General features: G+C 30.8%; 13 protein-coding genes and 1 riboswitch. Of the genes, 10 read left to right on the forward strand and 3 right to left on the reverse strand.

What is annotated here, in order from left to right:
• Nucleotides 1-2: 2 nt before the first annotated feature.
• Both SHK09_RS10970 and SHK09_RS10975 read right to left on the reverse strand, forming a co-directional pair.
• Nucleotides 3-674, reverse strand: a complete 672-nt coding sequence (locus SHK09_RS10970; protein ID WP_319810822.1) for a TetR/AcrR family transcriptional regulator — start codon at nucleotides 672-674, stop codon at nucleotides 3-5.
• Nucleotides 675-862: 188 nt separating this feature from the next.
• The gene (locus SHK09_RS10975) at nucleotides 863-1885 is read right to left on the reverse strand and encodes a hypothetical protein (RefSeq protein ID WP_319810823.1); all 1023 of its coding nucleotides are present in this window, start codon (nucleotides 1883-1885) and stop codon (nucleotides 863-865) included.
• 249 nt (nucleotides 1886-2134) lie between these two features.
• On the opposite strand from SHK09_RS10975, the gene SHK09_RS10980 reads away from it, so the two are divergent.
• Nucleotides 2135-2587, forward strand: coding sequence for a cold shock domain-containing protein (locus SHK09_RS10980; RefSeq protein WP_319810824.1), 453 nt, complete (start codon nucleotides 2135-2137; stop codon nucleotides 2585-2587).
• 161 nt (nucleotides 2588-2748) lie between these two features.
• Nucleotides 2749-5271 carry an outer membrane beta-barrel protein gene (locus SHK09_RS10985; protein WP_319810825.1) on the forward strand — a complete coding sequence of 841 codons (2523 nt, stop codon included), beginning with the start codon at nucleotides 2749-2751 and terminating at the stop codon, nucleotides 5269-5271.
• 91 nt (nucleotides 5272-5362) lie between these two features.
• Here SHK09_RS10985 and aroB read toward each other — a convergent pair whose 3' ends face one another.
• A complete protein-coding gene (gene aroB / locus SHK09_RS10990; RefSeq protein WP_319810826.1) occupies nucleotides 5363-6421 on the reverse strand; it encodes a 3-dehydroquinate synthase in 1059 nt (352 codons plus the stop codon).
• Between the two features lie 89 nt (nucleotides 6422-6510).
• On the opposite strand from aroB, the gene SHK09_RS10995 reads away from it, so the two are divergent.
• From SHK09_RS10995 to SHK09_RS11030, 8 genes are all read left to right on the forward strand, one after another.
• Complete coding sequence (locus SHK09_RS10995; protein ID WP_319810827.1) at nucleotides 6511-7674, forward strand: proline dehydrogenase family protein; 1164 nt, start codon at nucleotides 6511-6513, stop codon at nucleotides 7672-7674.
• The gene (locus tag SHK09_RS11000; protein WP_319810828.1) at nucleotides 7674-7970 is read left to right on the forward strand and encodes an LETM1 domain-containing protein; all 297 of its coding nucleotides are present in this window, start codon (nucleotides 7674-7676) and stop codon (nucleotides 7968-7970) included. The genes SHK09_RS10995 and SHK09_RS11000 overlap by 1 nt, the downstream gene beginning before the upstream one ends.
• A 71-nt stretch (nucleotides 7971-8041) precedes the next feature.
• A riboswitch (TPP riboswitch) is annotated at nucleotides 8042-8136 on the forward strand.
• A gap of 48 nt (nucleotides 8137-8184) precedes the next feature.
• The gene (thiS, locus tag SHK09_RS11005) at nucleotides 8185-8388 is read left to right on the forward strand and encodes a sulfur carrier protein ThiS (RefSeq protein ID WP_319810829.1); all 204 of its coding nucleotides are present in this window, start codon (nucleotides 8185-8187) and stop codon (nucleotides 8386-8388) included.
• Between the two features lie 49 nt (nucleotides 8389-8437).
• Entirely contained in the window at nucleotides 8438-10297 is a 1860-nt protein-coding gene (gene thiC, locus SHK09_RS11010; protein ID WP_319810830.1) for a phosphomethylpyrimidine synthase ThiC, read from the forward strand.
• Between the two features lie 114 nt (nucleotides 10298-10411).
• Nucleotides 10412-11014, forward strand: coding sequence for a thiamine phosphate synthase (locus SHK09_RS11015; RefSeq protein WP_319810831.1), 603 nt, complete (start codon nucleotides 10412-10414; stop codon nucleotides 11012-11014).
• A 1106-nt stretch (nucleotides 11015-12120) separates the two neighbouring features.
• Nucleotides 12121-12885 (forward strand): hydroxymethylpyrimidine/phosphomethylpyrimidine kinase, encoded by a 765-nt coding sequence (locus SHK09_RS11020; RefSeq protein WP_319810832.1) that lies wholly within the window; start codon nucleotides 12121-12123, stop codon nucleotides 12883-12885.
• Complete coding sequence (gene thiE, locus SHK09_RS11025; protein WP_319810833.1) at nucleotides 12882-13487, forward strand: thiamine phosphate synthase; 606 nt, start codon at nucleotides 12882-12884, stop codon at nucleotides 13485-13487. The genes SHK09_RS11020 and thiE overlap by 4 nt, the downstream gene beginning before the upstream one ends.
• Nucleotides 13488-13593: 106 nt before the next feature.
• Nucleotides 13594-14364, forward strand: coding sequence for a thiazole synthase (locus tag SHK09_RS11030; RefSeq protein WP_319810834.1), 771 nt, complete (start codon nucleotides 13594-13596; stop codon nucleotides 14362-14364).
• Nucleotide 14365 lies beyond the last annotated feature (1 nt).

The raw sequence follows: 14365 nt of genomic DNA on the forward strand, positions 1-14365 counted from the left end.
AATTATTTTAAGCTATTTTCTATAAGTTGAATAAAGAAGTTTGTTGGTGTTTTTCCGTTTTTACAATTGGTAATAGAAGGGAAGTGTTCATTTAAAAAATGCTGATGTAAACTACCTTCTAAAACAGTACTTGCTAAACTTAATGCAAATTCATAATCTGGTTTTGTAGCCAAAATCATTTCTTCTAAGCGAGTAATTAATCTTTTATAAATTTCGAAATAACCCTCTTTGTTTTCTGTATCTACTTCTTTAGTTAAGAAAGATTTAGAGCTTTCGTTAATAATTATTTTGAAAAGTATTACTTCGTTAATATGCGAAAAATTACTATCTATTTCTACTGTTTTTGTAACTACTTCTATTGCCTTTTCTAATTTTAACTTTATATCTGCAATACTAAACGTTTCGATTACTAATTGGTATTCTAACCAAGCCCAATACCACGAAGATAAGTATAATAGAAGTTTGTGTTTACTTACAAAATAGCGGTAAATAGAGCTTTCATTAGATCCAATTTTAGTTCCTAACTTTTTAAAAGTAAAATTATCAAAACCAATTTCATCTATTAATAAAATACTGTTTTCTATAATTCTTTTCCCTAAATCTGAGGTTTCAGGATCTTTTAGAAAAATCTTGTCTGGTACAGTAATTTTTAAAACGGATAATAAATTTTTCATATAAATTGATTTACTTATTGCAAATATAATAGTAATGCTATTAATAAAAAACAACTTACTATTGTTTTTGTTTATTTTAACATTCAAAAATAAATAGAAAGCATAAAAAAAGCCTTTCGTGTATACGAAAGGCTCAACATTAACATCAAACATTCAACCAAAAATGTTTACTATTATTTTTAGTAATTTTATTCTTTATGTAAAAATACAGCAGAAGCAGAAGCTAAAGTTGCATTGTAAAAAGGTGTTAAGTTTCCTCCAGAATTAATATTATTAAAAGCTAAAATTCTACCGCCACCGTTACCAGCTTCTGCAATAAATACAGTTTTAGAATCACTATCATAAGCAACATCTACTGGGTTACCTAACAAAGTGCTAGCACCAGATACTCTTGTTTGCTCAGAAAGTGCTAAAGTAGTACCGTTCGCAGTTGCGTTAAACTTAGAAGTAAATCCTTCAATAATTTGAAATCCACCATCATCTTGTCCGTTAGAAGCATCACCAATATCTGTTAAAACCATAATATCTGAAGCCGCATCATAAGTTAAACCATGTGTTCTAACAATACCTTCTATAGCAATTGTTTTAGAAGCTGAAACAGCAGCAGATGTAGCATTGTTTAAGAAGTTTGTGTAAACAGCTAACTCATTTGTAGTATCTGCAATTGCATATAAATCATTTCCTTTAAAAACGATACCCCAAAGTTTTATGTCTGTAGTAATTGTATTCCTTAAAGTAAAGGTATTTCCGTTTTTAGCGTAGATAAATAAACGACCGTCTTTAGTTGTTGCGTCTCCATCTGCATCTGCATTGTCTGCAACTACATAAAAATTACCATTTACGGCTAATTCTCTTGGGCTCGTCATATCTAACGATCCTGTTACACCAATATTTGCATTTACAGAAGTACTATTAATGTTAATACCTGTATAACCTTCTAAACCAAATGTAGTTCTAGATGCTTGTACTACTAAATCTTCAGAACCATCATAATAAATTCCGTCTGCTTTTACAGTTGCAGTTGTTAAGGTGTTATTTGTAATATTACTCATGTCAGTAACATTATACATGTTTACATTACCATCTGAATTATTAGAAGTAAATAAAATTTTTGTTTCAGACGATAGGTTTAAATCAATGTTGTTGTCTGAACATGAAGTTAAACTTATTGCTGTAGCACATACAATTGCTAATGTTTTAATAGATCTCATACTTTTTATTTTTAGTTTTCAGAGATACTTACGAGATATTAATATGTTTGGTTTTGTAAAAAGTGTTTTATTTTAAAAAATAAACTAGTATTTATAATTTATTATTTATTACTGAATAATTTGTATATTTGCACTCTAAGACAGAATACACTTCGATTAAACCACAAGTTAACTTTAATTTGATTTTGAATTTATCAGTTTAGTATTTTATCTTTTCAGAAATAACAATTTAAAACCAGTAGTATTTTAATGGCAAAATCGCAGCAGACATTTAGTAAAAGTGAAAAAGAGAAGAAACGTTTAAAGAAACGTCAAGACAAGCAAAAGAAAATGGACGCAAGAAAAGCGGACAAAGATGAAAATGGATCAACAGGAATCCAATTTGCTTATGTAGATCATAATGGTAATTTAACAGATACACCACCAGATCCAGAATTAAAAGTAGAATATGAATTAGAAGATATTCAAATTTCTGTAACTAAAAAAGAAGATCTACCAGAAGAAGATCCAGTTAGAAAAGGTAAAGTTTCCTTTTTTGATTCTTCTAAAGGATTTGGTTTCATTATAGATATGGAAAATAACGAGAAATATTTTACTCACGTAAGTGGTTTAATAGATGAAATTGCAGAAAACGACAAAGTTTCTTTCGAATTAGAAAGAGGTATGCGTGGTATGAATGCAGTTAAAGTTAAGAAAGTATAGTTTCTTATTCAATAAAATATTAAAAAGTCTTTTCAGTAAAATGAAAAGACTTTTTTTTTATGACTTTTTTTCAATCGTTTTAGTAATTACAAGTTAAAAAAATAATGGAATTATTAAATTTGAATTTACTTTGTATCAATTAATCGAAATTAAAATAATACATGAATTTTATCCATTCTAAATTATTACTTACAATTTTATTTATTGTGAGTTTTATAAATTTATCAGCACAAATAACAGGTAAAGTAGTAGATAACGAAGATAATTATCCTTTAGAATATGCAAGTGTTGCAATCTATGAAAAAGCTAATAATAAATTAATTATTGGTACTGTAACAAATAAAGAGGGTAATTTTATTATTACAGATATAAACCCGGGCACTTATTATTTAGAAGCTTCATTTATAGGATATAAAGTAAATAAAGTAGGTTCGATTATTATCAGTAAAAAAGGAGAAAAGAAAAATTATGGTATCTTAAAATTAGTTTTAGGTTCTGGAAATCTACTAAACGAAGTTGTTATAAAATCTGAAAAACAAGCGGTTTCTCATAAAATAGATAGACAAATTTTTGATACTAAAAAATACCAAAGTACTGTTGGTGGAAATGCTGTAGATGTTGTAAAAAATTTACCTTCTATAACAGTAGATGGTTTAGGTGAAATTAGTGTAAGAGGAAGTAAAGGGTTTACTGTATTAATTAATGGTAAACCTACGCAAGGAGATGCAAGTACTATTTTAGCGCAATTACCAGCAAATGCTCTAGAAAGTGTAGAATTAATTACTGCGCCTTCTGCAAAATATGATCCTGAAGGAAAAGGAGGTATTTTAAATATTATAACTAAAAAAGGAGCTATTAACGGAACTTTTGCGCAAGTAAATGTTAGAGGTGGCTTTCCTTCAATAGAAGATTATGATACTAAAGTAGCTGCAAAAAGATACGGTATTGATGCTACTGTAAATAAGAGAACAGATAATTGGAATCTTTCTCTTGGTGCAAGTTACCAAAGAAATGACAAAGCAGGTAGAAGAGAAGGTGAGATGTTTATTGTAAATACTCCAGAAAATAAAACAACCTTTTTACCTTCGGATGGTGAGCGTAGTTTTGATGAAGTAACTTATAACGGACGTTTTAATGTTGATTATACACCAAATGAATCTGATACCTATTCTTTAGGTTTTTTAGCAGGAAAACGAACAAAAGAAAGATTAGCAGATATTGTATATTACGATAATAATGCTGTTTCTCCAATTGGTAGTGATAATCGTTTATATACTTTTAAATATTACAACCATAATTTAAGAGTTAGAAAAGGAGATTTTGCATTAGCTAGTTTCGATTACGGACACAAGTTTGCTAATGCATCTAAAATTTCTACTTCACTTTTATATGAATATACTTTTTTAGGAGGACCAACTGAAAATGATAATTTAGGGCAACCAGATAATACAATTGTGTATCAGAAAGAATTTAATACAAACGATAATCCTTTACATGGTAAGCGTTTTAATTTAGATTATCTATTTAGACCTTTTGCTTTTGGTACGATAGAAACCGGTTATCAATACAGAGACTTAGATCATACAGGTGAATTTATTTATGAGAGAGATGGTGCTTTGGTGCCAGATTTTTCTAGTGATATTAGTTTAAAAAGAAAAATTCATTCTGGTTATTTACAGCTTACAGGTGCTAAAAGTAAATGGAATTATGCAGCAGGACTTCGTTTAGAATCTATGAACAGAGTTTATAAAGAAGCCTTAAGAAGTGAAGCTGAAGAAAACGTATATAATTACGATTTTGTTAAACTGTTTCCTTCTGCCTCTATTCAATATAAAATAGATGATAAAACTAATATAAAAACGGCTTACAGCAAAAGAGTAGAAAGAACTACAACGCTTAAAATGAATAGTTTTGCAGAACGAGAACATTCTGAAGTTTTTGAACAAGGAGATAATACATTATTACCAGAATTTATAGACATGGTAGAATTAGGAATTACCAAAAAACTAAAAGGAGGTAATTCTATATATGCAACCGCCTATTACAGACATGTAAAAAATGTAATAAACCGTGTAAATACATTGGCTTATGAAGTTAATGGCGCAGTAATAGACAGTGTAATTAATAGGGTTTATTCTAACGTTGGTAAGAGTAATTCTATAGGTTTAGAAATTGGTGCAAATATAAAACCTACTAAAAATTGGTCTAATTTTATAGGTGTAAATATTTATAATTACGCTATTGATGGTGTTTTAAACTTTAAACACAGAGATGGTATTGAAAGAGATTATAACATTAATACAAATGCAACTATTTATTCTTTTAACTTAAATTCTACTTATAGTTTTTGGGAAAATGCTTCTTTACAATTTACCTTTAATTATTTATCAGATAGAAATACAGCAATGGGAGAAGATTCTCGTTTTTATTCACCAAACTTAACATTTAGAAAAACATTTTTAGATAATAAATTAACTGCAACTTTGCAATGGCAAAACATAGATATGGGCTTGTTAAATACAAACGAACAGAGAATTTCAACATCTAGAGCAAATCAGTTTTATACGAGTACAAACTATGTATATGAGGTAGATATGGTTTCTTTAAATCTTTCTTATACATTTAATACCACTAAAAATAAATCAAAATTTATTGATAGTGAATTTGGTAAGAAAGAGTTTTAGATTCAATAACATAAACATAAAAAAGACCTTTTAATTTTAAAATTAAAAGGTCTTTTTTATGTTTATGTTATTCTTTAAAACTGAAGTAATCTTATTTATTATAAAACTCCATACTTTCAATAATTAATTCTTCTGGTACTTTACAGTCAATTTTGTGATCTTCATAATCGTTTAAAAGCACAAAGTTTACTTGTCCGTTTACGTTTTTCTTATCATGTTTTAATAAGTCCATAATTGCAGCAAAATCTTCTTTTAGAAGAATAGTTCTATTATAGATAGATAAGATAACGTCTTTTACTTCTCTTACTTTTTCTGATGGGAAGCCCAATAATTTAGAAGACATAAAACTTTCGCAAACCATTCCAATAGCAATTGCTTCGCCATGTGTTAAGTTTTCTTTGTCTTCAGATTCTAGATAAAAAGACTCTATAGCATGTCCTAAAGTATGTCCAAAATTTAAAATTTTACGTAAATTTTGTTCTTTAGGATCTTGTAGAACAACTTCGTTTTTTATTTCAATAGATCTAAAAATTAAATCATTAACATTTAAACCTTTATTATTTTTTATTTCGTTAAATAATTTGGTGTCATAAGTAATACCGTATTTAATAATTTCTGCAGTACCAGATTTAATTTCTCTTTCAGAAACTGTAGTTAAATATTCGGTATCAACAATTACCATTTCCGGGTTTGCAAATAAACCAATTTGGTTTTTTAATACACCTAAATCAACTCCGGTTTTTCCACCAACAGAAGCATCTACCATAGATAATAAAGTAGTTGGTATATTTACAAAATCTATTCCACGTTTAAAGCAAGAAGCTACAAAACCACCTAAATCTGTAATAACACCACCACCTAAAGTAATTACTAAACTTTTTCTATCACCACCTAATTCTGTAATTGCATTCCAAACTCCAATACAAGTTTCTAAGTTCTTATTTATTTCTCCAGAATCAATTTCTATTACTTCAATTCTCTTATCTGTTTCTAAATTCGGTATAAATTTAGGATAACAAAGGTCAAAAGTATTCTCATCTACTAAAATGAAGATGGTAGAATAGTTGTTTGTAGAAATTAAATTAGATAACTCTTTATATCCTTTGTCTTGAAAATGAACAGGATAACTAACTGCTTTTATAGAATTCATTGGTAAATTATTAAGTGTGCAAATTAAAAATAAAATATTCAAATATTACTATTCTATCATTATATTTGTTTTTACTAAAATGATATTGAATGAAACTTTTTGACGATACTTCTGTAGCTTTTTCCTTAAAAACTGATTCGCAGCTAGAAAGAGCTTATTTTTTGTTTAGAATGATACAAAGCCAACCAATGGTAAGAATTGGTAGCGCTGTTACTAATTTTGCCTTAAAGGCACATTTGCCAATAGAAGGTTTAATTAGGTCTACAGTTTTCGATCATTTTTGTGGTGGTGTAACAGAAGAAGACTGTATGCCAATTATAGACAATATGTATAACAATGGTAATGTGCATAGCGTTTTAGATTATTCTGTAGAAGGGCAAGATAAAGAAGTAAGTTTCGATGGTGCTTTAGAAAAAATACTAAAGATTGTTAATTTCTGTGAAGAAAAGAAATCGATTCCGTTTGCTGTTTTTAAACCAACAGGCTTTGGTCGTTTTGCACTATATGATAAAATTTCTGAAGGAAAAGAATTATCTAAAGATGAAACAGAAGAATGGGCTAGAGTTGTAGCTCGTTATCATAAAGTATGTAAAGTAGCGGTAGAAAAAAATGTTCCTTTATTAATTGATGCTGAAGAAAGTTGGATGCAAAAAGCTGCAGATGACTTAATCGAAGAGTTAATGGAAACGTACAACAAAGACAAGGCAATTGTTTTTAATACGTTGCAGATGTATAGACACGATAGGTTCGATTATTTAAAAGAATTACATTTAAAAGCGAAGCAAAAAAACTTTTATATTGGTTTAAAAGTTGTTCGTGGTGCTTATATGGAAAAAGAAAGAGCAAGAGCAGAAGCAAAAGGATATCCATCTCCAATTTGTGAAAACAAAGAAGCAACAGATATCAATTACGACAAAGCAATTGAGTATATGATGGAACATCCTAAAATGGCTTTATTTGCGGGGACACATAATGAAGATAGTTCTTATTTAGTGATGGATTTAGCTAAAAAATACAACATTAAAGAAAATGATGAAAGACTTTGGTTTGGACAGTTATTTGGTATGAGTGATCATATAAGTTATAATTTAGCAAATAAAAATTATAATGTAGCAAAATACCTTCCTTTTGGCCCTGTAAGAGATGTTATGCCTTATTTAATAAGAAGAGCAGAAGAAAATACTTCGGTTTCAGGACAAACTAGTAGAGAGTTAAATTTATTAAAAACAGAACGAAAACGTAGAAAACTATAATGCAAACAAGAGATGAATTAAAACAATTGCTTTATAGAAATAAGTTAAGATTGCATCAAGAATTGTTGCAAAGTAAAGAAGCAATGCATCTTATTAGAAAATCTACACATTCGCAATTAACAGAAGAAGAGAAACAAAAAATTAAAATTCAATTGCTAGATATTTGTAAAGCAATACCAGCATTTACAGTTTTTATGTTACCAGGAGGTGCGTTATTATTACCGCTTTTAATTAAACTAATTCCAGATATTTTACCATCTGCATTTAGAAATGACTTACCAAACGATAAAAAATAAGGACTTAAAATTCTTTTAAATTAAAGTGCTTAAAACTTTATTTATCAAAAAATAATACAATACATTTGTAGGGTAAACTTTAGGAGTAGCTATTAAATTAGTTTGAGAAAAATCCTTAGAACCTGATTTGGTTAATACCAACGTAGGAAAAAGTTGCTTAGATTTAGTTGTACACAACTACCTCTCTACGGTTTACAGTAAATATTTAAAAAATATGATTACTATAAAAGTAAACCAAGAGAAACATCAATTTTCAGAAATTTTAGCGGTTGAACAATTAATTCGTTTTTTAGAAATAAAAACGAACGGAATTGCTGTTGCTATAAACGGTAGTGTCGTTAAAAAAAACGATTGGTCTTTACGGTTACTTCAAAATAGTGATGAAGTTTTAATTATTAAATCCACTCAAGGAGGTTAGTAATTAGACTATTAAAAAACAAACTATTTAATTGATCTAACTAAAATTTATGAAGAGCAAAGACACCGCACCAAAGCAAGACGGAATTACAAGACATCCGTTTCCTAATTCTACAAAAGTGTATGTATCAGGTAAAATTCACCCACAAATTAAAGTGGCAATGCGAGAAATTGCATTAAGTGATACTACAGATTCATTAACAAAAAAGAAAACACCAAACGAACCTGTAACGGTGTATGATACCTCTGGACCTTATACAGACCCAAACAAAGAAATTAATATTCATGCCGGGATAGAAAGAATTCGTGAACAATGGATTTTAGACCGAAAAAACGTAGAACAATTAGATGGCTTTTCTTCGGAATATTGCAACGAGCGTTTAAACGACAAAAGTTTAGATCACATGCGTTTTGCCTTACTAAAGAAGCCATTGCGTGCTAAAAAAGGACAAAACGTTACCCAATTGCATTATGCAAAACAAGGTATGATTACGCCAGAAATGGAATACATCGCTATTCGAGAAAACCAAAGAATCGATGAAATGACAGAGATTAGAAAGCAGCACAAAGGCGAACACTTTGGTGCTTCTATTCCAGATAAAATTACGCCAGAATTTGTGCGAAGTGAAGTAGCAAGAGGACGTGCTGTAATTCCTTCAAACATCAACCATCCAGAAGCAGAACCTATGATTTTAGGTAGAAACTTCTTAGTAAAAATTAACGCAAACATTGGTAATTCTGCTGTAACATCTTCTATAGAAGAAGAAGTAGAAAAAGCTGTTTGGGCGTGTCGTTGGGGTGCAGATAATATTATGGATTTATCTACCGGAGAAAATATTCACGAAACCAGAGAATGGATTGTTCGTAATTCTCCAGTGCCAATTGGTACGGTGCCAATTTACCAAGCTTTAGAAAAAGTAAACGGAGTTGCAGAAGATTTAACTTGGGAGATTTTTAAAGATACTTTAATAGAACAAGCAGAGCAAGGAGTCGATTATTTTACCATTCACGCAGGTGTTTTGTTGCGTTACGTACCAATGACTGCAAAACGTGTTACAGGTATTGTGTCTCGTGGTGGTTCTATTATGGCAAAATGGTGTTTAGCGCATCATAAAGAGAGTTTTTTATACACACATTTCGAAGATATTTGTGAGATTTTAAAACAATACGATGTTGCTTTTTCATTAGGAGATGGTTTGCGTCCGGGGTCTGTGGCTGATGCTAATGATGAAGCTCAGTTTGCTGAATTAGAAACTTTGGGCGAGTTAACTCAGATTGCTCGTAAGCACGAAGTTCAGTGTTTTATAGAAGGTCCAGGTCACGTGCCAATGCACATGATTAAAGAAAATATGGAGAAGCAAATTGATGTTTGCGACGAAGCTCCTTTTTATACATTAGGTCCTTTAACCACAGACATTGCCCCAGGTTACGATCATATTACATCAGGAATCGGAGCCGCTATGATTGGTTGGTTTGGTTGCGCTATGTTGTGTTATGTAACGCCAAAAGAGCACTTAGGTTTACCAAATAAAGAAGACGTTCGTGTGGGAGTTGTAACCTACAAATTGGCTGCCCATGCTGCCGATTTAGCAAAAGGACACCCAGGTTCTCAGCACCGAGATAACGCCTTAAGTATGGCGCGTTTTGAGTTCCGTTGGAATGATCAATTCAATTTAGGACTCGATCCTGAGCGTGCTCTAGAATATCACGATGAAACCTTGCCTGCCGATGGCGCAAAGGTGGCGCATTTCTGTTCTATGTGCGGACCAAAATTCTGTTCTATGAAAATTTCTCAAGAAGTGAGAGACTTTGCAGCCGAAAACGACATTGTAGATAATGAAGTGATTGCAAAAGGAATGCAAGAAAAATCGAAAGAATTTAAAGAAAAAGGATCAGAAGTGTATTTGTAAAATAATAAGGAAGTTCCCACGCTAAAAAAAGCGTGGGCGGGCTTTCCGTTATATCTTTTGCCGAAAAAGCAAAAGGATGCCACTTCAATCCCTAACTCAAAAAAATATAGTACCATGATAATTCTTATTGCTCCAGAAAACGATATTCCAAATGAAATAGAAGTCCTAAACCAATTATTTAGAGAAGGTTTAATGGTATATCATTTTAGAAAACCAGATAAAAATTACCAAGAACACGTTGCGTATTTAAATCAGATAGAAAAAGAATTTCATAATAGAATTGTAGTGCATTATCATCATGAGTTGATTAACGAGTTCAACTTAAAAGGAATTCATTTTCAAGAACAAAAAAGAATAGATTGTATCGATAATCCGAGTGAATATTTTAAAAACTTAAACATGTATGGTAAAACAATTAGCTCTTCTTTTCATGAACCAAAAGTTTTAAAAGATTGTTATTTCGAATTCGATTACCATTTATTAAGTCCTGTTTTTTCTTCAATTTCTAAAAAAGGATATGAAGGCAAAGGTTTTGATGTGAATCATATTAATAAAACCATTATTGGAATGGGCGGAATTAATACAGATACCATAGCACAAACCATACAATTAGGTTTTAAAGGAATTGGAGTTTTAGGAGGCGTTTGGAATGCCGAAAATCCGGTAGAAAGTTTTATCAATATAAAAGGTGCTTATCAAGCATGTACAGCAAATTAATACGATTATCATGTTAATTTGAGGTATCAGATAAAAAAATATCAAACGGAAATAATGACGTGCAGTTTTGTCATTTCGACCAAAGGGAGAAATTACATAATATTGCTCAATTTTACGTTCTTCTCTTTATGAGACTTCTCTCAAAAGGTCGAAGTGACAGGTTTGTGGAGTTTTTTTGTAATTTGAAATAATAATAAAACTAGTTGATTTGTAATTTCTTGTAGGAAAACGTCAATGGTAGCTAAGTTGAGAACAACGTAAGTTAAGAGTCATTTAGATTGAAGAGAGGGAAAGGTTATTAAGTATAAGATTGCCACGTCCTTCGTCCTCGCAATGACAGCTAATAAGAATAGAAGTTTGTTTTTATGATTAAAATGTATTGAGAATAAATAAGTCTGTTGCAAATAATAATTAACCACAAAAATGAGAACACCTGTCAGTTCGAGTGTTTTTATAAAGTGGTAACGGAATAAAAAAGTATTGAGAACACGTTTTAAGGTACTATTTTTTTACGCATACCAATTAACTACAAAAATGAGAACACCTGTCAGTTCGAGTGTTTTTATGAAGTGGTAACGGAATAAAAAAGTATTGAGAACACATTTTGAGGTACTATTTTTTACGCATACTACTAAATATAACAAAGAGAACACCTGTCAGTTCGAGTGTTTTTATAAAGTGGTAACGGAATAAAAATGTATCGAGAACACGTTTTGAGGTACTAAGTTGTTTTGCGTTAAGGATTGAGCGGTTTGTTTGAGCTCTTTTTGTGAATTTTTCTTTCACAAAAAAGCGAGTAGCGAAAGCCTGACCTAAAAGGGAACGCCATAATTAAAGGTATAACAGAAGGAATTATTTAACTCATATTTTAACCACAATAAAGAGAACACCTGTCAGTTCTAGTGTTTTTATGAAGTGATAAGGGAGTAAAAATGTATCGAGAATACATTTATAAGTAATAATTTTTTTACGCATATTAATTAACCACAAAAATGAGAACACCTGTCAGTTCGAGTGTTTTTATGAGGTGGTAACGAAATAAAAAAGTATCGAGAACACATTTGCAATAAACGCATCTATTTTAAGAACTAAAACGAATTAAAAATTTGAGTCAAAAAAATTACATATTAACCATTGCTGGTTTAGATCCATCAAGTGGAGCTGGAATTACATCAGATATTAAAACATTTGAAGTGTATAATCTATACGGATTATCGGTGTGTACTGCTGTTACGGTTCAGAATGATATTGAATTTACAGATTGTATTTGGATCAAGAAAAAAGTAATATTAAGTCAGGTACAACAACTTTTTAAACGCTTCTCTATTCCTGTTGTAAAAATTGGAATCATTAAATCTTGGAAAGTTTTGTTAGAAGTAATTCTTATTTTAAAAAAGTTAAATCCGGATATTAAAATAGTTTTAGATCCTATTTTAAAAGCAAGTGCAGGTTTTACATTTCATACGATACAAGATTTAGAGACTTTTGAAAAAGTATTACAAAATTGCGATTTTATCACGCCAAATTATGATGAAATAAAAGCATTGTTTCCTGATAAAAGCATAGAAGAAACGATTGAATTTATCGCAGAAAGAACAAATATCTACTTAAAAGGCGGACATAGAACGGATAAAAAAGGTTGGGATGAAGTGTATTATAGTAAAATAGTAAAACTGAATATTCCTCCAATCACCATAAAACCCATTTATGAAAAACACGGAAGTGGTTGTGTTTTATCATCCGCTTTAGCGGCAAATTTAGTAAAAGAGATTCCTTTAGAAGACGCTTGTAGAAATACAAAATTGTATACAGAACAGTTTTTAAGTTCTAACGAATCTTTATTAGGAACGCATAATTATCAAAACGAATGATTAGTAAATTACAATATATATCACAAGGTGAAACACCAGAGGCACATTTAGAAAATCTACGGAAAGCGTGTGTTGCTGGAGCAGATTGGGTACAGTTGCGTTTAAAAAAATATGATATTGAAACCATTTTAGAAACGGCTAAAAAAGCAAGAGAAATAACAAATAGTTTTAATGCAAAACTAATTATAAACGATCATTATAAAATTGCAAAAGCTATAAAAGCAGACGGAGTTCATTTAGGTAAAAGTGATGAATGTCCGTTAGTAGTTCGTACGTATTTAGGTAAAATTTTTATAATTGGAGGGACTGCAAATACAGCTGAAGACTGCAAGAGTTTATTGCTTAAGAAAGTAGATTATATTGGTTTGGGACCTTATCAATTTACAGAAACAAAAAAGAATTTAAGTCAGGTTTTGGGAGTTAAAGGATATCAAAAAATATTAGAAGAACTACAAACCGAAACTCCAATTATTGCAATAGGCGGAATTACATTAAAAGATGTTTCTGCAATAATAAACACAGGAATTTACGGAGTTGCAGTTTCTGGAGAAATAACAAAAGAAGTTAGCAGTATTGCTGATTTTCAAGAAATTTTAAATTGAGAAAGAGAGATGTCAACTAGAGCAAGGGTTTATAGGTTAGTAGCTTTATAAAAAGAACTAGGTTTCAACTTTGCTCGACGTAATGTCGAATCAAAAAAAACATAAAATGAGTCAGAAATTAAAAATAGCAGACAAAGAATTTACCTCTCGATTATTTACAGGAACAGGGAAATTTAGTTCATCTCAGTTAATGAAAGAAGCATTATTGGCTTCCGAAAGTGAGTTGATAACCGTGGCTTTAAAAAGAGTAGATGTGGCTAATGAGGAAGATGATATTTTATCTCATTTAAATCATAATCGTATTAATTTATTGCCCAATACTTCTGGAGTTAGAACTGCTAAAGAAGCTGTTTTTGCTGCCGAATTATCTAGAGAAGCTTTAGAAACCAATTGGGTAAAATTAGAAATTCACCCAGATCCAAGATATTTATTGCCAGATCCAATAGAAACTTTGAAGGCGGCAGAAGAATTGGTGAAATTAGGTTTTGTGGTGATGCCTTATATTCATGCAGACCCAGTTTTGTGTAAGCGTTTAGAAGAGGTTGGGGTGCAATGTGTAATGCCTTTAGGTGCGCCAATTGGTAGTAATAAAGGTTTAAAAACGGTCGATTTTTTAGAAATTATTATCGAGCAATCTAACGTACCGGTAATTGTAGATGCGGGTATTGGCGCGCCGTCTCACGCAGCGTATGCAATGGAATTAGGCGCAGATGCTGTTTTGGTAAATACAGCGATTGCCGTTTCTCAGAACCCTGTTGCGATGGCAAAAGCATTTAAAATGGCAGTGGAAGCAGGTAGAATGGCGTACGAAGCAAAATTAGCTCCGAGAAGTGAAATGGCGATTGCAAGTAGTCCGTTAACTAGTTTTTTAAATTAAA

The organism is Polaribacter sp. PL03 (assembly GCF_033875165.1).
Classification (GTDB): Bacteria; Bacteroidota; Bacteroidia; order Flavobacteriales; family Flavobacteriaceae; genus Polaribacter.